The sequence below is a fragment of the Microbacterium sp. 22303 genome, assembly GCF_052045265.1.
Taxonomy (GTDB): Bacteria; Actinomycetota; Actinomycetes; order Actinomycetales; family Microbacteriaceae; genus Microbacterium.
In genome coordinates this window covers 110961-129502 of the sequence record NZ_JBQEOQ010000007.1, presented here as the reverse complement: position 1 = coordinate 129502, position 18542 = coordinate 110961, and the positions used below count along the sequence as shown (strand labels likewise).

16 protein-coding genes are annotated in these 18542 nt (G+C 70.7%); 7 read left to right on the top strand and 9 right to left on the bottom strand.

Annotation, left to right across the window (positions count from 1 at the left end; translation table 11 throughout):
- Window positions 1-15 precede the first annotated feature (15 nt).
- Both ACTJI8_RS18285 and ACTJI8_RS18280 read right to left on the bottom strand, forming a co-directional pair.
- Window positions 16-1170 (bottom strand): DmpA family aminopeptidase, encoded by a 1155-nt coding sequence (locus tag ACTJI8_RS18285; RefSeq protein WP_440734866.1) that lies wholly within the window; start codon window positions 1168-1170, stop codon window positions 16-18.
- Window positions 1167-2642: an APC family permease gene (locus ACTJI8_RS18280; RefSeq protein WP_440734865.1), complete on the bottom strand. Its 1476-nt coding sequence runs from the start codon at window positions 2640-2642 to the stop codon at window positions 1167-1169. Before ACTJI8_RS18280 ends, ACTJI8_RS18285 begins: the two co-directional genes overlap by 4 nt.
- A gap of 165 nt (window positions 2643-2807) precedes the next feature.
- Here ACTJI8_RS18280 and ACTJI8_RS18275 point away from each other — a divergent pair, with 165 nt between their 5' ends.
- Window positions 2808-3416: a TetR/AcrR family transcriptional regulator gene (locus ACTJI8_RS18275; protein ID WP_440734864.1), complete on the top strand. Its 609-nt coding sequence runs from the start codon at window positions 2808-2810 to the stop codon at window positions 3414-3416.
- A 16-nt stretch (window positions 3417-3432) separates the two neighbouring features.
- Here ACTJI8_RS18275 and ACTJI8_RS18270 read toward each other — a convergent pair whose 3' ends face one another.
- Window positions 3433-4011, bottom strand: a complete 579-nt coding sequence (locus ACTJI8_RS18270) for a TetR/AcrR family transcriptional regulator (RefSeq protein ID WP_440734863.1) — start codon at window positions 4009-4011, stop codon at window positions 3433-3435.
- 88 nt (window positions 4012-4099) lie between these two features.
- On the opposite strand from ACTJI8_RS18270, the gene ACTJI8_RS18265 reads away from it, so the two are divergent.
- The 4 genes from ACTJI8_RS18265 (at window position 4100) to ACTJI8_RS18250 (ending at window position 8801) form a co-directional block, all read left to right on the top strand.
- Entirely contained in the window at window positions 4100-5272 is a 1173-nt protein-coding gene (locus ACTJI8_RS18265) for an acyl-CoA dehydrogenase family protein (protein WP_440734862.1), read from the top strand.
- A gap of 167 nt (window positions 5273-5439) precedes the next feature.
- A complete protein-coding gene (locus ACTJI8_RS18260; RefSeq protein ID WP_440734861.1) occupies window positions 5440-5700 on the top strand; it encodes a hypothetical protein in 261 nt (86 codons plus the stop codon).
- A gap of 73 nt (window positions 5701-5773) precedes the next feature.
- Window positions 5774-7594, top strand: a complete 1821-nt coding sequence (gene glmS / locus ACTJI8_RS18255) for a glutamine--fructose-6-phosphate transaminase (isomerizing) (RefSeq protein ID WP_440734860.1) — start codon at window positions 5774-5776, stop codon at window positions 7592-7594.
- Window positions 7595-7646: 52 nt separating this feature from the next.
- Window positions 7647-8801, top strand: coding sequence for a thiolase family protein (locus ACTJI8_RS18250; RefSeq protein WP_440734859.1), 1155 nt, complete (start codon window positions 7647-7649; stop codon window positions 8799-8801).
- 39 nt (window positions 8802-8840) lie between these two features.
- Here the strand turns inward: ACTJI8_RS18250 and ACTJI8_RS18245 are convergent, their stop codons facing one another.
- From ACTJI8_RS18245 to ACTJI8_RS18235, 3 genes are all read right to left on the bottom strand, one after another.
- Entirely contained in the window at window positions 8841-11846 is a 3006-nt protein-coding gene (locus tag ACTJI8_RS18245) for an AAA family ATPase (RefSeq protein WP_440734858.1), read from the bottom strand.
- Window positions 11846-13018, bottom strand: coding sequence for an exonuclease SbcCD subunit D (locus ACTJI8_RS18240; protein ID WP_440734857.1), 1173 nt, complete (start codon window positions 13016-13018; stop codon window positions 11846-11848). The genes ACTJI8_RS18245 and ACTJI8_RS18240 overlap by 1 nt, the downstream gene beginning before the upstream one ends.
- 131 nt (window positions 13019-13149) lie before the next feature.
- Complete coding sequence (locus tag ACTJI8_RS18235; RefSeq protein WP_440734856.1) at window positions 13150-13458, bottom strand: GNAT family N-acetyltransferase; 309 nt, start codon at window positions 13456-13458, stop codon at window positions 13150-13152.
- 329 nt (window positions 13459-13787) lie between these two features.
- On the opposite strand from ACTJI8_RS18235, the gene ACTJI8_RS18230 reads away from it, so the two are divergent.
- Window positions 13788-14510: a winged helix-turn-helix domain-containing protein gene (locus tag ACTJI8_RS18230; protein WP_440734855.1), complete on the top strand. Its 723-nt coding sequence runs from the start codon at window positions 13788-13790 to the stop codon at window positions 14508-14510.
- Window positions 14511-14598: 88 nt separating this feature from the next.
- A complete protein-coding gene (locus tag ACTJI8_RS18225) occupies window positions 14599-15546 on the top strand; it encodes a DNA-3-methyladenine glycosylase family protein (protein WP_440734854.1) in 948 nt (315 codons plus the stop codon).
- Between the two features lie 18 nt (window positions 15547-15564).
- Here ACTJI8_RS18225 and ACTJI8_RS18220 read toward each other — a convergent pair whose 3' ends face one another.
- The 3 genes from ACTJI8_RS18220 to ACTJI8_RS18210 all read right to left on the bottom strand — a co-directional run bounded on the left by ACTJI8_RS18220 (window position 15565) and on the right by ACTJI8_RS18210 (window position 18540).
- Complete coding sequence (locus ACTJI8_RS18220) at window positions 15565-16320, bottom strand: iron ABC transporter ATP-binding protein (RefSeq protein ID WP_440734853.1); 756 nt, start codon at window positions 16318-16320, stop codon at window positions 15565-15567.
- Between the two features lie 170 nt (window positions 16321-16490).
- The gene (locus ACTJI8_RS18215; RefSeq protein WP_440734852.1) at window positions 16491-17540 is read right to left on the bottom strand and encodes an iron chelate uptake ABC transporter family permease subunit; all 1050 of its coding nucleotides are present in this window, start codon (window positions 17538-17540) and stop codon (window positions 16491-16493) included.
- Window positions 17533-18540 (bottom strand): ABC transporter permease, encoded by a 1008-nt coding sequence (locus tag ACTJI8_RS18210; protein ID WP_440734851.1) that lies wholly within the window; start codon window positions 18538-18540, stop codon window positions 17533-17535. Before ACTJI8_RS18210 ends, ACTJI8_RS18215 begins: the two co-directional genes overlap by 8 nt.
- Between the last annotated feature and the right edge of the window lie 2 nt (window positions 18541-18542).

The following is an 18542-nucleotide window of genomic DNA, read 5'->3' as shown; positions in this document are numbered from 1 at the left end:
ACCCCGACCTCACCCCTATCTCGTCAGCGCCCGTTCCTCGAGCAGCTCCCGCACCCGCTCGATCGGCAGTCCTCGCACGCTCTGCCGGTGCCCGGCCATGTCCTCCCCCGCGACCAGAACGTTGAGCACCGCCTCCTCCGTCGCCTCGACCACCGCCGTGTAGAGCGGATCCATCCGCCCCCAGGGCACGGCGCGCAGCTCGTCCAGCACGACCTCCTCGCCCTCCGCCGGGAAGCGGCTGGCGAGCGCACCCGGATTCGCCGTCGAGAAGGCGAGGAAGATGTCGCCCGAGAAATGCGATCCCGCGGTCCCCGTGCGCGCGAGGCCGAGAGAGACTCTCCGCGCCAGCGCCGTGCATTGTCCGGGCAGAAGCGGCGCATCCGTCGCCACGACCACGATCACGCTGCCGGCGCCCTGCGGCGGCGTCGCCGATCCCGCCGCGGACGATGCGAGGTCGCCCGCGTCCGCGGCCGCCTCATCCTTGAGCACCGAACCCACCGGCTCCCCGCGCACCGTCAGCTCCGACATCTCGCCGAAGTTCGCCTGCAGGAAGACGCCGACCGTGTACTCGGCATCTCCCAGCACGACCCGGCGCGAGGCCGTCCCGGATCCACCCTTGAATCCGTAGCAGATCATGCCGGTGCCTCCGCCGACGGCTCCCTCGTCGACGACTCCTGACCGGGCGGCGTCCAGCGCCGCGACGGCGTGCCGGGGCCGCACATGCAGGCCGTTGATGTCGTTCAGGCGTCCGTCCCAGGTCTCCGCCACGACCGGCAGGAGCCATTGATCCGCCGCGCCCGGAACCGTGTCGAGCATCCAGCGGATGGCGCCCTCGTGCGCGGCTCCGACGGAGTGCGTATTGGTGATGAGAACCGGGGTGCCGAGGCTCCCCGACTCCGCGATCCACACGGATCCGGTCATCTCGCCGTTGCCGTTCAGCGAGTGCACTCCGGCTGCGACAGGAGTTCCGGCGCCGGCGCGGCCGCGCGGCAGGATCGCCGTGACGCCGGTGCGGACGACGACGGCCTCGCCGCCCTCGATGAGAGCCTCGCCGTCCTCGATGAGAGTGGTGTACCCGACTTCGACGCCCGGCACGTCGGTGATCGCATTGTGCGCACCAGGGATCCCCCCGCGCACCAGCCCGAGATCCCGCGCGCGTGCCCGGCTCATCCGCGCACCTCGTCCTCGAGCTCCTCGTCCGCGGGCAGCGGCAGCGTCCAGCGATCCGGCTTCCCGCGCAGGTAGAGCGCGTAGTAGAGCATGCCGAGGGCGAAGATCCCGACGGCGACCGCGACCGGGATCCAGTCGGCGATCAGGCTCATCACCAGGATCACGAGGGTTGCGAGCGTCATCAGGATCGGCGCGACCGGCCACATCGGCATCCGGTACTCGGCGGCGTCGGTCGTGTGGTTGATCCGGCCGACGAACGCGGCGAGACCGACCAAGGCGTAGAGGATCACGATCCCGGCGCTGGTGGCGACGAGCAGGACGTTGAATGGGACCAGCCACAGGCAGAGCGCGGCGATCACGCCGACGATGATCGTCGCGATGACCGGGGTGCGCAGCGTCGGATGGATCCGGCCCAGCGGCCGGTTGATCGCGTCGGGCCAGGAGCGGTCGCGTGCCGAGGAGAACAGGGTGCGGCCGAACTGCAGGATGATCGCGAGCACCGCGTTGATCACGGCGACGGCGATCCCGACGCTGACCAGGGTGTTGACGACCGGCCCCGCACGCTCGGTGAGGAACTGCGTCATCGGCGAGGGAGAAGCGACGAGGGCCGCGAGGTCCTTCGAGCCCAGCAGCACGGCGATCGTGGGGACGATCTCCGCGACCACGGCGATGAGCAGCGACCACAGGATCGCGCGACCGATCGTGGAGCGGGCGTTCTTGGTCTCCTCCGCGTAGTACACCGCGGCGCCGTAGCCGTTGAAGGCGAACAGGGCGGTCGCCGTGTAGGAGACCACGAGGCCGGCGGAGGCGCTCACGAGCACGCCTCCCGGCCCGCTCGTGGCCACCGTCCACAGCGTGGAGATCGGCTGGCTCACGTGCAGGAAGCCCACCACTGTGAGCACCACCAGCGCGCCGATCTCCAGGATCAGGAAGACGCCGGTGACCCACGCATTGGTCCTGATCCCGAGGCAGGCGATCACGGTGGTCACCAGGATCACCACGATCCCGACCCACCCGCCCCCGAGAGCCTCCGAGAGCACCCCGAGGTACTGGCCCGCCCCCGAAGCGATCACGCCGATGATGAGCACGCCGCTGACCAGGTTCAGCAGGAACAGTCCGAAGCCCCAGGGCTTGCCGAGCGTGCGCGCCACGAACGCGTACTCGCCGCCGGTGATCGGGAAGGCGCTGGACAGCTCGGCATAGCAGAGCGCGACGAAGACGCCGACGAGAGCGCCGATCAGGAAGGCGAGGGCCGACGCCCCGCCGATGCCGTTGATGATCGCGGGCACGATGATGAACACGCTCGACGCGGGCGTCACCGCCGAGAGCGTGATCAGGATGTTCTCCTTGAAGGTCAGCCCCCGGGAGAGCTGCTGTTCGTACTTCCCCGCGTCGGGCACGACCCCTGGAGCCTTCGCCCCCAGCGCGCCGGCCGCCTCGCCGAGCTCTTCCTGCAATCCGTCGCTCATCATCGAGCCCTTCCTCGAATGGGTTATTTGATTGCCCAGTCAAAAGTAGGATTCCTGTTAAGTCAACGGTTGGCCGCGAACTTTTGACTCACGAATCAAACTCGTAACATTCGGAGAGGATCTCGATCGGATCCGCGGGACGACTCCCCACCCTGAGAGGATGGGCGCATGGCTAGCGCGAAGAAGACGCCGGAGCGTCGCGACCAGCTGATCCTGGCGACGCTCGATGCGATCCGCGACCGCGGGATCGCGAACCTGCGCGTCCAGGACGTCGCCGAACGGGCCGGGGTGTCGACCGGCACCGTGCACTACCACTTCAACGACCTCGATCAGCTCATCGACGATGTCTACACGTGGGCGTGCGAGCGGTTCTACACGACGCGCCTGCAGGCCCTCGCCGACATCCCGGATGCGCGGGAGCAGCTCGTCGCGATGATCGACGCGGGCATCCCGAAGAGCGAGGACGACGCGCTCGTCATCGCCATGCACGACATCGACCTGTTCCGCAGAGGCAGCGCCACAATGGGTCCATTGCTGCAGGCGCTGTACGACCGACAGGTCGCGCTGTACTTCGCCGCACTGCAGCTCGGCGTCGCGCAAGGGCACTTCCGACTCGCCGGCCCCATCATCGACCTCGCGCAGAACTTCGTCTCCCTCGAGGACGCCTACGAGCTGCACATCATCAGCGGCAACCGCTCAGCGAGCCCCCGTCGCGCGCGCGAGCTCGTCCTCGGCTACGCCCGCATCGTGACCGGCTGCTCCGAGCTGTCCCTGTGACCCTGAACGGCGGGGCTCACCCTCCGACGAGAACGCACCGGGCGGCCGCCGCGAGGATCGCGCGCTCGTGCACGGATCCGGCGACGGAGTTGTGCGCGGTGGAGTTCAGCAACCCGAACACCGCGTGCATCATCACTTGGCGGTCGGCCTTCTCGAGCTCGGGCCGGATGCGCCCGACGACCTCGGCCCACAGGTCGAGGTACTGGCGCTGCAGCTTGCGCACCTGACGGTTCGCGGCCTTCGGCAGCGTGCCGAGCTCGCGGTCCTGCACCCGGATCACATCCCGGTGCGCCAGGGCGAACGTGAGGTGGAAGTCGATCAGGTCATCCAGCAGTGCCCGATCGGACGAGTGCAGTGCGCCGGCGATCTCGGATCCGCCGCGCAGCAGGAACTCGCTGGTGCCGAGCAGGATCTCCTCGAGCATCGCCTCCTTGCTCGGGAAATGCCGGTACAGAGCGGGCCCGCTGACCCCGACCGCGGTGCCGAGCTCGCCGATCGAGACCGCGTGGAACCCGCGGTCCGCGAAGAGCCGGGCGGCGGCGTCGAGGAACAGCTGCCTCGTCCGCGCCTTCCCCTGCGCCCTCGCGGTGGTCATCCCGTAAGGATAGCGATCCTGGACAGTCGAGTGAACGCGCGCTAACATTTATTTCAGTTACCGATCGTTCACTGAGGAGCTGATCAGCGTGTCCGAGGCGATCCCGTCCGAACTCCCCGAGGAGTACCGCGAGCTGTCCGCGACCGTCCGCGATTTCGCCGAGCAGGTGGTCGCTCCCGTCACCGCCCAGCACGACCGGGAGCACAGTTTCCCCTACGAAGTGGTCGCCGGCATGGCCGAGCTGGGCCTGTTCGGCCTGCCGTTCCCCGAGGAGTACGGCGGCATGGGCGGCGACTACTTCGCGCTCTGCCTGGCGCTGGAGGAACTCGCCAAGGTCGATCAGAGCGTCGCCATCACCCTCGAGGCCGGCGTCTCGCTCGGCGCCATGCCGATCTTCCGCTTCGGCACCGAGGAGCAGAGACAGCGCTGGCTGCCCTCGCTCGCCGCCGGCACGACTCTCGGGGGCTTCGGCCTCACCGAGCCGGACGCGGGCAGCGACGCCGGCCGCACCCGCACCACCGCGCGCCTCGACACCGCTGGTTCAGGCGCAGACGAATGGGTGATCAACGGCTCGAAGCAGTTCATCACCAACTCCGGCACCGACATCACCGCGTTCGTGACCGTCACGGCCGTGACCGGCGAGACCGAGCGGGGCAAGGAGATCTCGACGATCATCGTGCCCTCGGGCACGCCGGGCTTCACCGTCGCGCCGCCGTACGACAAGGTCGGCTGGAACGCCTCGGACACCCACGGACTGTCGTTCGACGACGTGCGCGTGCCCGCCGGCAACCTGCTCGGCGAGCGCGGGCGCGGCTACGCGAACTTCCTGCGGATCCTGGATGAGGGACGCATCGCGATCGCGGCCCTCGCGGTCGGCGCCGCGCAGGGCTGCGTCGACGACGCCGTCCGCTATGCGAAGGAGCGTCAGGCCTTCGGCACGCACATCGGCGGGCATCAGGCCATCGCGTTCAAGATCGCCCGCATGGAGGCGCGCGCCCAGGTCGCCCGTCGCGCCTACTACCACGCGGCCGCGCTCATGCTCGCGGGCAAGCCGTTCAAGCAGGAGGCGGCGATCGCCAAGCTCACCGCGAGCGATGCGGCGATGGACAATGCTCGTGACGCCACCCAGGTGTTCGGCGGCAACGGCTTCATGAACGAGTACCGCGTGGCCCGGCACTACCGCGACTCGAAGATCCTCGAGGTCGGCGAAGGCACCACCGAGGTGCAGCTCATGCTGATCGCCCGCAGCCTCGGACTCTGAGAACTTTCGTTTCGAAGCGCGCAAATGGCTGCATCCGGAGGTAGATCCAGCCATTTGCGCGCTTCGAATTGACAGGCGTCGGGCGGATCGGCCCGACAACCGACGAGATCTGCCCGAATTCGGGCAGATTCTTGTCATTCGGCGAGTTGGATCCGCATACTCGTGTGATGACCGACGATGACCTGATCCACCGGATCTCGGCGTCGACCGGTCTGCCGGCGAGCGTCGCCGCGCGGGTCGTCGACGACGTGCTCGCCTGGTACAACGAGCCGGTCGAGGCCTTCGTGCGGCGCCGCCACAGTGAACTGCAGCTCTACGGCACGCGCAACGCCGAGGCGTTCGCCCTCATCGCCGCGGAGCTGCGGGGGCGTCGCGTCGCGGCCCCGGACCTGTCCGAGCGGCAGCTGCGCCGCATCGTGTACGGCTGAGCACCGCCCGCCCAGCCCGCCCTGTTCATCCACCACGGATCTCCATCCACCATCGACCTCTGAGGAGCCCACCATGTGCGGAATCGTCGGATACATCGGCCACCAGGCCGCCGCCCCCGTCCTCGTCGAAGGCCTCACCCGCCTCGAGTACCGCGGCTACGACTCGGCCGGCGTCGCCGTCCTCGGCAGCAAGGGCACCACGGCGATCCGCCGCGTGGGCCGTGTGCGCGAGCTCGAGGCCGCCCTGCCGAAGCGGCTGACCGGCACGGTCGGGATCGGCCACACGCGCTGGGCGACGCACGGCCCCGCCATCGAGCAGAACGCGCACCCCCAGCGCAGCCAGGACGGCCGGATCAGCGTCGTGCACAACGGGATCATCGACAACGCGGCCGCCCTCCGATCGCAGTTGGCCGAGGCAGGCGTCCCGCTCACGAGCGACACCGACACCGAGGTCATCGCGCACCTCATCGCGCAGTCGGAGGCGGCGACCCTCGAGGAGGCCGTGCTCTCCGCGCTCGGGCGGATCACCGGCACTTACGCCCTCGCGGTGCTCGATGAGCAGCACCCCGAGCGGATCGTCCTGGCGCGCAGCGGATCCCCCCTGATCATCGGCATCGGCGACAAGGAGATGCTCGTCGCCAGTGACGTGGCCGCGCTCGTGCGGCACACCGACCGGGTCGTGCACCTGAACGACGGCGAGCTGGCGACCGTGACCGCGACCGGCTTCCGCACCTTCGACCGCGGCAACACCCCGACCAGCTCGGAGCCCGTCGAGATCAGCGTCGCCGCGGAGGACCTCGAGCTCAGCGGCTACCAGCACTACATGCTCAAGGAGATCCACGAGCAGCCCGACGCCGCCGCGATGGTCCTGCGCGGCCGGCTGGACGAGCGGTTCGCCACTGCCCGCCTGGACGGACTCGGACTGGATCCGCGGGAGCTCCGCGGCTTCCGGCGGATCAAGATCCTCGGCTGCGGATCCGCCTACTACGTGGGCCAGCTCGGCGCGCAGCTCATCGAAGACCTGGCGCGCATCCCCGCGGACGCGGAAGCCGCATCCGAGTTCCGCTACCGCCAGCCCATCATCGAGTCGGACACGCTGTACGTCGCGGTGAGCCAGAGCGGCGAGACCGCCGACACCGCCTTCGCCGTCGAGGAGATCAAGCGCAAGGGCGGCCGCGTCATCGGCGTCGTCAACGTGGTCGGCTCGACGATCGCCCGCACGGTCGACGGCGGGATCTACCTGCACGCGGGGCCGGAGATCTCCGTCGCCTCCACCAAGGCGCTCACCAACATGGCCCTCTCGTTCGCCCTGCTGGCGCTGCACCTGGGCCGTCTGCACGACCTGTCGCACGCCGATGGACAGCGCATCCTGCGGGGTCTGCAGCGCATCCCCGAGCAGATCCGGGACATCCTCGAGAATGCGGATCCGATCGCGGACGTCGCCGAGGACATCGCGAAGGCCAAGAGCGCGTTCTACATCGGTCGCGTGCGCGGGTTCCCCGTGGCGAGGGAGGGCGCGCAGAAGCTCAAGGAGATCAGCTACATCCATGCAGAGGCCTATCAGACGAGCGAGCTCAAGCACGGTCCCCTCGCGCTGATCGACCCCGACATGCCGACGGTCGCGCTCATCCCGGAGGACGAGCTGACCGACCGCAACCTCGGTGCCGCGGAGCAGATCCTCGCACGCAAGGGGCCGCTCATCGCGATCACCCATGCCGGAGTCGACCTCGCGCACCTCGACGCCCGCACGATCGTCGTGCCCAAGAACGAGCCGGAGCTGGATCCGATCCTGCTCACCATCCCCACCCAGCTGCTCGCATACTTCGCTGCGGTCCGGCTCGGGCACGACGTCGACAAGCCCCGAAACCTCGCGAAGTCGGTGACCGTGGAGTGATCGCGGGGCCGCCGCACGCGCCCGGCCTGCCCGGCAGAGGGACAATGGTTTCATGAGCAGCAGAGACGCCGTCATCGTCGCCGCCCGCCGCACGGCGGTCGGCATCGGCAAGCCCGAACGCGGCGTCTTCAGCGGCGTCCATCCGGTCGATCTCTCCACGCATCCCATCCGAGCCGTGCTGGCAGACACGGGTGTGGATCCCGCCCTCGTCGACGATGTGATGTGGGGGTGCGTGTCGCAGGTGGGCGAGCAGTCGTTCAACGTGGGCCGCAACGCCGCCCTCGCGGCGGGGCTGCCCGAGCATGTGCCGGGGATGACCATCGACCGGCAGTGCGGCTCGTCGCAGCAGGCGATTCAGAGCGCCGCCGCGGCGATCATCGCGGGCTACGCGGACATCGTGGTGGCGGGCGGGGTCGAGGTCATGTCGCGCGTGCCGATGTTCTCCAGCGTCGCCGGCGCGGATCCGTACGGCCCGCTCATGCACGAGCGCTTCCCGGATCTGGGCAACCAGGGCGTCGGCGCCGAGCTCATCGCGCAGAAGTGGGGCCTGACCCGCACCGAGCTGGACGAGTTCGCGGTGCGCTCGCATCAGCGCGCCGCGTCCGCGACCGCTTCCGGCTTGTTCGCCGATGAGATCGTTCCCGTCCCCACCGCCGCGGGCGTCGTGACCACGGACCAGGGGATCCGGCCCGACTCGACCGTCGACCGCCTGGCGACTCTGCCGACGCCGTTCCTCTCCGGCGGTGTGGTGACGGCCGGCAGCGCCTCCCAGATCTCCGACGGCGCGGCCGCCGTGCTCATGATGACGAGCGCCCGTGCGGCGGAGCTCGGACTCACCCCGATCGCGCGCGTGCACAGCGTCGCGGTCGTGGGCTCGGATCCGATCCTCATGCTCACCGGTCCCATCCCGGCCACGGCGAAGGTGCTGAAGCGCGCCGGCCTCGACATCGCCGACATCGGCGCCTTCGAGGTCAACGAGGCCTTCGCCCCGGTCGTGCTGGCCTGGCTCGCCGAGACCGGCGCGGATCCCGATCTCGTCAACCCGCGCGGAGGGGCGATCGCCCTCGGGCATCCGCTGGGCGGATCGGGCGCACGCCTGGCCACGACCCTGCTGCACCACATGCAGCAGAACGGGATCCGCTACGGCCTGCAGACGATGTGCGAGGGCGGCGGCATGGCGAACGCGACGGTGTACGAACTGATCTGACGGCGCTCGGCCTCCACGATTCGGACGCGCGCCGGCCCGTCAGGACTCGATCACGCTCGGGCCGTCGGGGGTCGCGCGGACCGTGATCTGGGCGGGGATCTGCTCCTGCATCGCCTCGACGTGACTGATGACGCCGACTGTGCGGCCACCCGCGCGCAGTTCGTCGAGAGTGCGCATCGCCACGTCGAGCGTCTCGCCGTCGAGGGATCCGAAGCCCTCGTCGATGAACAGGGTGTCGAGCTGGATGCCGCCGGCACGAGCGGTGACGACTTCGGCGAGGCCGAGCGCGAGCGCGAGCGACCCGAGGAACGTCTCCCCGCCGGAGAGCGACTGCGCGGGCCGAGTCTGGCCGGTGAACGCGTCGAACACGACGATCCCGAGACCGGAGGCAGCCCCGCGTGCGGCCCTGGCGTCGCTGTGCTGCAGCTGGTAGCGGCCCGATGACATGTCTGCGAGGCGCAGATTCGCCGCGGCGACGATCTCCTCGAGCTCGGCCGCGAGCACGAAGGTCTCGAGGTTCATCCGGTAGGTGTTCGCCCCACGGCCGGCCACGGCATCGGCGAGCTGCTGCAGCACCTCGTGGTCCGCGGCGGCCGCCGCACCGCGGGAATGCTCGGCCACCGCCGTCTCGAGGAGGGCTCGGAGCTGAGCGGCGATCGCGTCGGCCCGGCTGGCGGCGTCGACGGCGGCCGTCCACGCCGTGCGCGCGGTGGATTCGGTGGATTCGTGGGGAGTGAGGTCGATCGGCTCGTCGGGGAGGGTGCGCAATTCGAGATCCAGGAGGATCGCGCGCTCCTTGGTGCGCTCTGCAGCGTGCACGGCGATCCGCTCCTCGAGCGCGGCCCGGTCCGCCGGGCTGCGCAGCGCGGCTCCTGCCGCAGTCACGTCGTCGAAGTGCGACGCGGTCAGCGCCTCCTGCTGCTCGACGAGCGCGGCGGCTGCGGACTCAGCGCGGGCCTCACGCTCGTCCAGCGCCGTGGCGAGGGCCTGCGCGGCGGAGATCCGGACCGCCGTATCGTCGAGCCGCGCGGCGACGCTGTCGAACCCACCACGCGCCTGCGCGACGGACTCCTGCGCCGTGGCGAGAACCTGACGGGCGAGAACCAGGCGCTCACTCGCCTCGGCGTGACGGGCGGACAGGCCGGCGATCGTCGCGTCGAGCCGGTCGCCCTTCCCCCGCAGCTCGGCGAGGCGCTGCTCCGCTTCTGCGGCGGCCGTCTGCGCGGCCGAAGCGGCGTCCTGCTCCGCGCGCGCAGCGACGAGCTCCGCGTCGGCGGTCTCGACCGTGCGCCCGTCGGCGCGTACGGTCGCGGCGGCCAGGTCCGCATCCAGCGCCGCCAGCGCCTTCGTGGCCGCCCGCACGAGCTCGGTGGCGCGTTCCCGCGCGTCCGTGGCCTCGGCCACATCGTCCGCCGAGACCGGATCCGCATGCGCGGCCGGCGCCGGGTGCTCGGTGGAGCCGCACACACTGCAGGCCTCGCCCGGGACCAGTGCCTCGGCGAGCTCACCGGCCATCCCCGCGTCGCGGCGGCGGCGCAGGTCCGCGGCATGCGCGAAGGCGGCCGCGGCCTCCTGCTCACGGTCGGCGACCGTCCGCTCGACCGCAGTCCGCTCCTGAGTGCGCGCCGCAGCGTCTCTGGCGCCCTCGAGTCGCGCGGCCGCCGATGCCACGGCGGTCTCGAGGTCTGCGGTGCGGTCGGCCCGTCGACGCAGATCGTCGCGCTCAGCGGCCAGGGTCTCGATCGCGGCAGGCAGAGCCGCGCGCTCCGATTCGTGGATCGCGCGGTCCGCTGCCGCAGCCGCCTGCTCGCTCAGGGCGGTCTTCACCGCCGCCTCATGGCCGGCGAGCTGCCCCTCGGTCGCGGCAGCCTGCTGCCAGGCGCCGCTGGCCCGCGTGAGGTCGGATGCCCACGTCCGCAGTGCTTCCGCGGAGGAGCCGTCCGGCGCCTGGCCATCGTCCGCGACGATCCCGCGCCATGCCGCTCCGGCCTCGGCGGCCACCGCGGTGGCGGCCGTGGCGGCGGCCGCGGCGCGCTCCGCCGTGCTCAGCACGTGCCGGAGCGCTTCGGCGGCTCTGGCGTCGTCCAGAGTGCGCCGATCTGCGGCGATCCGGGGGGCTTCGGCGTCGAGCGCAGCGAGCGCGGCGCGCGCGCGATCCCGCTCCGTCTGCGCCTGGCGTTCCTCTCGCGCCGCGGCGAGCGCGGTGGTCGCGGTGCGATGCGCAGCCTCGGCCAGGTCGCGTTCCTGGCGGCGCTGCTCGGAGCGGTAGTCCGCCCGCGCCCCTGCCCGGTGCAGCGCGTCGAGGCGTGCGTCGACCGAGGCGTCGGCGTCGACCGGCACCGTCTCGGCACCGGCGCTGGCGCCGTGCAGGTCGTTCTCGGCGACGAGCTGCTCGGCCTGCTCGACGCGGGCCACCACGGTCGCGCGTCCCGCGCCCAGCGCCTGCTCGGACGCGCGGCGGCGCTCGTCGAGGCGGGCCTGGTAGTCCTCGAACCGGCCAGTGCCGAAGAGCCGACGCAGCAGAGATTGGCGCTCCCTGCTGTCCGCGAGCAGGAATCGCGCGAAGCGCCCCTGCGCGAGCAGGATCACCTGCAGGAACTGCTGCAGGTTCAGCTGCAGGATCTCATCCAGCTCGTGCGCGACGTCGACCTCCCGCGCAGCCCGGCCGATCCAGTTCCCACCGACGAGCTCGTCCAGCGCCACGGCGGACGCCTGCTTGGTCAGCCCGCCGCCGCGCTTCGCCGGGCGCTGATACTCGGGCGATCGCGTGACCCTGAATCGGCCGGCGACGGTGCTGAACTCGACGACCACCTCGGTCGGATCCGCGGGCTCGCAGTGGTCACTGCGCAGGCGCTTCTCGCCGCCCTCGTAGCGCGGCACGTTGCCGTAGAGCCCGAAGCACACGGCATCGAGGATGCTCGACTTGCCCGCGCCGGTGCGACCGCCGATGAGAAAGAGGCCGTCGTCGGCGAATGCGTCGAAGTCGATCGTCTGCCGCCGCAGGAACGGGCCGAACCCCTCGATCTCGAGTCGATGCAGCTGCACTAGACGAGGGCTTCCGCCAGCGCGCGGTCGTCGAGCACTTCACGGATCAGCTCCTGCTCGCGTGCGGTCGCCCCCGCGCCGTCCCGCACATGCGCGAGGAAGGCGTCGATGCGCTCCTCGTCGGTCGCGGCGGTGCGCAGCCGCTCGCTGTAGGAACGCTCCTCGACCGCAGACGTGCGCGCGGGCTCGTGCTGCACGAGTGCGCAGAACGGGTACTTCTCGCGCAGGCGCCGCATCGGCTCGGTCTGCGGCAGATCATCGGTGTAGACCGCGCACACCCAGTCGTCGTGGTGCGCTGCGACGTTCTCGGCCGAGAGGATCTCGTCGAGGGGCCCGGTCAGGGTCACGAGCCGGCGCGGCACGGGCAGCTCCAGCCACTGCGCATCGACCGTGCCGTCGGCCGCCAGGTCGATGAGCCAGGATCCGCGGAGCTTGTGCTGCTCGCCAAAGCTGTAGTGCAGGGGCGCCCCCGCGTAGCGGACGCGCTCGGTGAGCGCCTGACGCCCATGGATGTGCCCGAGCGCGACGTACTCGGCGCCGTCGAACACGGACACCGGCACCATGTCGATGCCGCCCTGCCGGATCTCGCGCTCGAGACCGACCGTCGCGTCGACGCCGGCGGCGAAGCAGTGCGCGATCACGACGGCGCGCCCCGGATGCTCGGCCATCCCGGCCCGGACGAGCCCCATGGCGTGCGCAAGCGTCTGCGCCTGGGTGCGCAGCGGGCGCCCCTCGGCGTCGCCGGAGAACACGGCATGCTGCCGCACGATGGCGGGCTCGAGGTAGGGAATCCCGAAGAAATGGACCGGACCGTCGGCGTCTTCGATCGTGATCGGCTCGCCGATGCTGCGCGGATCCGTGACGACGTGGATCCCCTCGCGCAGCAGGCGCGCCTGGAAGCCCAGCCGGGCCGCCGAGTCGTGGTTGCCGCTCGTGACGATCACGCGGGCACCCGTCGCGTGCAGCGCGGCGAGGGTGTCGGTGAGCAGGGTGTAGGCGGGGGCGGCCGGGGTGGCGGAGTCGAACACGTCGCCGGCGACGACGACCACGTCGACGCCGTTCTCCTGCACCTGCACGACCAGGGCGGCGAGCACCTCGGCGAGCGCTTCCAGGGTGGAGTGCCCGTGGAAGGTCCGGCCGATGTGCCAGTCCGAGGTGTGCAGGATCTTCATGCCCTCAACGCTACGGACGGGGTCCGACATTGCCGCCGAGGCGTGCCGGAGACGCGGCTGGAGAGACGCCCGGCGAACTGTCCTCGCTGCGTGTAACAGAACGTCACACTCGGCGCGCGTGACGATAAGGCTCAGCGCACGCGCAGCAGACCGGCCCGCTCGGGGTGCGCGCCGAACCAGTCGGCGACGTACCAGCAGACCGCGTCGATGCGCCGATCCCCTCGCGTCGCGATGTCGTCGACGGCACCCGCCACGACCTTGGCGGCGTAGCCGGATCCGCGGAAAGACGGGATGGTGAAGGCCCTCGTCAGCGCCATCGTGCGTCCGTCGTCGTGATAGTCGAGCACGCTCACCAGGACGCCGTCGCGCGTCAGCGTGTAGCGCGACGCATCGTCTTCGCGAGTGAGTACGAAACGATCTGAGCCTGCGGAATTCCCCACGGTTTCACGCTACGCCCGAATTGTTCGACCGGGTCCGTTTTGACATGGGAGGTCACCGTCGGTAATAATCGGGCCCATGACCACCAACGCACGCCCCTTGTCCGCCCAGGAGGCGAACGGGACGACCGGGATGATGATGCCCGGTTGCGTTGGTATGTGTTGCCGAATGTGTCGCTGAAGCCACAGAACTCCGTCTGACTCGCTCGTCGTGATCTTCGCGAGCTGAGTCTCCGAGCACCCATCCGCGTGCTCGACCCCTCCGGCTCGCCGGTCATTCGCAACACCTTCCGAGTCGTCGACCGACTCCCTCCTTTCAAGGACCCATCATCATGTCGAACACCGCCCTCCTCGAGCGTCCCGTCACCGTCTCCCCCGTCGCCGCGCCCCGCCTGCACGCCGTGCCGCGCACTCAGATCGATGCGCCGGCTCCTGCCGTCGACGCACCGCCGGCGCGGTCGCCCCGCGGCTTCGCCCTCTACGTCGGCATCGACGAGCTCAAGGCCGCCACGAACGGCGTGAGCCTGCCGCTGCTCGTCGACGCCCTGCGCCGCACGCTCGCCGAGCTCGCCCCCGACGCCGAGACCCACGCCACCGTCGCCCTCGCCCCGCAGGGGACCGGCGGCCGCGACCTCGACGTCGTGCGCCTCGCTCTGCACGAGCCCGGCGCGATCGCCCGTTCCAAGGCCGAGGCCGAGGAGCGCGAGCCGGAGGACGGCGGCGGCGTCGTGGTCGACATCTCCCGCAAGCGCGTGCTGATCGACGGCGACTCCGCCGCGTTCACGTACAAGGAGTTCGAGCTGCTGCAGTACCTCGTGCTGCGCGAGGGTTCGACCATCGAGCGCAGCGAGCTCGTGGGCGCCCTGTGGCAGACCTCCGACGAGGAAGCCCCCGGCGAGCGCACGATCGATGTGCACGTGCGGCGTCTGCGCGCCAAGCTCGGTCGCTACGAGGACATCGTTCGCACCGTGCGCGGCGTCGGCTACCGCTTCGACCGCCACGCCGACGTCGTCATCCGCTACGGAGTCGGCACGCCCTCCCCCGACCGGTTCTGAGCGCTTCTCCGGTTCGCATCGTGTGAATCGGATCCGTGTGAATCGGATCCTGAATCCCGCTGTCGGCGGACGGATCTAGGGTGTTCCCATGACCCTCGCCGCGGATCCCGCGCCACGCGCGTGGCCGATGCGCGAGAGTGCGTATCGGCCGGGGCGACCGCTCGATCTGCACGCCACGGTCGGCATCCTGGGCCGCGGGCCGCGCGACCCCACGGTCGCGCACGACGGCGCGGTGCTCTGGCTCGCGCTGCGCACCGACGCCGGCATCGCGACGCTCGCGCTGCGCACGGGGTCGGGTGAGGTGCGGGCGAGCGCCTGGGGCCCCGGCGCCGATGCCGCCCTCGACCTCGTTCCCGCGCTCTGCGGCGCGCACGACGACCCCGACGGGTTCGACCCGTCCTCCCACCCACTGCTCGCGGCGACCGCACAGCGACACCCCGGCGTTCGCCTGACACGCACGGGTGCGGTCTTCGACGCCCTCGCCGGCGTCGTGCTCGAGCAGAAGGTCACCGGCCTGCAGGCGTACGGCGCCTGGCGCTCGCTCGTCACGCGCTTCGGCGACGCCGCTCCCGGCCCCGCCCCGCGCCCGATGTCCGTCGCCCCCGATGCCACCGTCTGGCGTCGCATCCCGTCGTGGGCGTGGCACCGCGCCGGCGTCGAGCCGCCGCAGTCCCGCACGATCGTGCGTGCGGCCGAGCGCGCCACCGCGATAGAGCGCGCAGTGCATGCGGCCGCAGACGGGGCCACGCGCGACAGGGCACTCACGAGCCTTCCGGGCGTCGGATTGTGGACGGCCGCAGAAACACGGATCCGCGCCCTCGGCGACCCCGACGCGGTGAGCGTCGGCGACTACCACCTCCCGCACGAGGTCGGCTTCGCCCTCACCGGCCACCGCACCGACGATGCGGGCATGCTCGAGCTCCTCGAACCCTGGGCGGGGCATCGCCAGCGCGTGGTGCGACTCATCCGGATGAGCGGCGCCCTGGAGCCCCGACGCGGCCCGCGCCTGGCCCCGGAGGACCACCGGAAGCGGTGAGCGCACGTCGCGCGGCGGCTAGTGCCAGACGGCGAGCGGACCGTCCGGACCGTCGATCACGGTGACGGGCGTCTCGAACACCCCGGTGAGCACCTCGCCGCGCATGATCTCGGCGACCGGACCGAAGGCGACCACCGCGCCGTCCTTCATCGCGCAGATCCGGTCGGCGTAGCGCGCGGCGAAGTTGATGTCGTGCAGCACCACGACGACGCTCTTGCCGAGCTCGCCCGAGATCCGCTGCAGATGCCGCATCATGCGCACCGCATGCTTCATGTCGAGGTTGTTGAGCGGCTCGTCCAGCAGCACCGTGCCGGTGTCCTGCGCGAGCACCATCGCGACGTACGCGCGCTGCCGCTGCCCGCCGGAGAGCTCGTCGAGGTAGCGCTTCTCCAGCTCCCCCAGCTCGAGGAAGTCGATCGCACGGCTCACCACCTCCTCATCCGCGCGCGTGAGCCGACCGCGCGAATGCGGGAACCGCCCGAACCCGACCAACTGGCGCACGGTGAGCCGCGTGACGAAGTGGTTCTCCTGGCGCAGGATCGAGACCACCGTGGCCAAATCCTTCGACTTCGTGGTCCCGACATCGAAGCCGGAGATCCGGATGGATCCGTGGTCCATTCCGAGCAGTCGCCCGATCATGGTGAGCAGCGTCGATTTGCCGGCGCCGTTCGGGCCGATCAGCGCCGTCACGCCCTCGGCGGGGATCTCCAGGTCGACCGGACCGATCGACACCTCGTCGCCCAGCCCCGCCCTGCCGCCGTACCGCTTGCGCACCCGCACGATGGAAACTCCGCCTCGCCCCACGCCCCCGCTCCGGCTCCCGGCCCCGGCCCCGCTCCCGGCCCTCTCCCCCTGACCGCGAGACTTCATCTGGGCGACGAGACTGCGCTCCCGGACCGCAGTCTCGTCGCGGAGTTGGAGTCTCGCGGATCTGTCGTTGGCGTTCATAGACGTCCCTTCCTGAGCAGGACGAGCAGGAAGACGGATCCGCCGACCAGCTCGATGATGATGGAGACGGCGCCCTGCGCCGCGAAGACGTGCTTCATCACGAAGTACGCGCCGCCCAGCACGGCGATCGCGGTGAGGACCGCGACCGGGAGCACGAGGCGGTGGTCGTGCGTGTCGGCCAGCTGATACGCGAGCGTCGCGACGAGGAAGCCGAGGAACGTCATGGGTCCCACGAGCGCGGTCGAGGTCGCCATGAGCACGGCCACGAGCAGCAGCACCCTCAGCTGCTCACGCCGATGGTCGACGCCGAGTGCGTTCGCGGCGTCGGATCCGAGCGCCAGCACGTTCAGTCGGCGGGCGCGCAGCAGGAGCAGCACGGATCCGGTCAGGCACAGCGGGATCGCGAGCGGCAGGTAGGACGCCTCGGCATTGGCGATGCTCCCGAAGAGGCGCGCGGAGAGCACGTCGAACTCGCTCGGCGTGAGCATCCGCTGCAGGAACGTCGACACTGCGCCGAGCCCGCCGCCGATCACGATGCCGACCAGCAGCATCACGTGCATGCTGCCGCGCCGCCCCGACAGCAGCCATCCGTACAGCGCCACGGCGAACCCGGTCATCAGCACGATCTGCAGGGCGAACTGGGGCACGCCCTGCAGCGCGGCGACGCCCGCGGCGCCGAGCGCGAACACGGCCGCGGTCTGGATCGCCGTGTACAGGGACTCGAATCCCATGATCGACGGGGTCACGATGCGATTGTTCGCCGCGGTCTGGAACGCGACCGTCGCGGTGGCCTGCGCGACCGCGACCACGAGGATCACGACCACGCCGGTGACGCGCAGCTGCACGATGCGCCAGAAGCCGTCGGTGCCGAACGGCATGGGGTTGCCGTGAACGAGCAGGCCGATCAGCGCCGCCCCGGCGACGACCGCGAGCATCGCGACCACGAGCCCGTAGCGGCGTCGCGCGCGGGCGGTCGGGAACGCTCCGGACGTGCGCTCGGCTGCGGAGCCGGCCCGGGCGGGACTCGCGGTCAGCACCTCAGCCACGGGGACGCGTCCTCAGGATCAGCACGAGGAACACCGCGCCGCCGACCAGGCCCAGCACGAGGGAGACCGGAACCTCGAACGGCATGATGACGGTGCGCCCGATCAGGTCGCACACCGTGACCAGGCCCACGCCCAGCACGCACACCCACGGCAGGTTGCTGCGCAGGTCGTCGCCGCGGATCATCGACACCACGTTCGGCACGATCAGTCCCACGAAGGGCAGGTTGCCGACGACCACCGTCACCACGCCCGTGGTCGCGGCGATGAGCACGGTGCCGAGCAGCACGACCCTGCCGTGGTTCAGGCCGGCGTTGGTCGCGATCTCCTCCCCGAGCCCCGCGATCGTGAAGCGGTCGGCGACGACGAAGACGATCACGCCGACGACCGCGACAATCCAGAGCAGCTCGTACTGCCCGCGCAGCACGGAGGTGAAGCTGCCGGCGAACCACAGGCCGAGGGTCTGCAGGGTGTTGGTGGCGAGGGCGAGGTAGGTCGAGACGGATCCGATCACCGCGCCTAGCATGATGCCCACGATCGGCACGATCAGCGAAGAGCGCAGCGAGACCCGGCGCAGGAAGGCGAAGAACACCAGCGTGCCGACGAACGCGCAGAGCACCGCGCCGGCCATCCGCAGCGGGATGCTCGGATGGGGCACGAGCACTGAGACGGCCAGCAGCCCGAGGCCCGCCCACTCCGTCGTCCCGGTCGTGGTGGGCTCGACGAAGCGGTTCTGCGTGAGCATCTGCATCACGAGGCCCGCCATCGTCATCGAGGCGCCGGCCAGCACGAGCGCGGTCGTCCGGGGGATCCTCGTGATCGCGAACATCTCCGCTCCCTCGGCGGATCCGGTCACGTCGTAGACGCCGACGAAGAGCGACAGCACGAGGAGCCCGGCGACGAGGAGGATGCCGACGAGCAGGGCGGGGTCGAAGAGTCGCACCCTGCCCCGGGCAGCAGCGGAAACGCTGCCCGGGGCGGGGCGGGTGAGCGGAGTGGTCATGG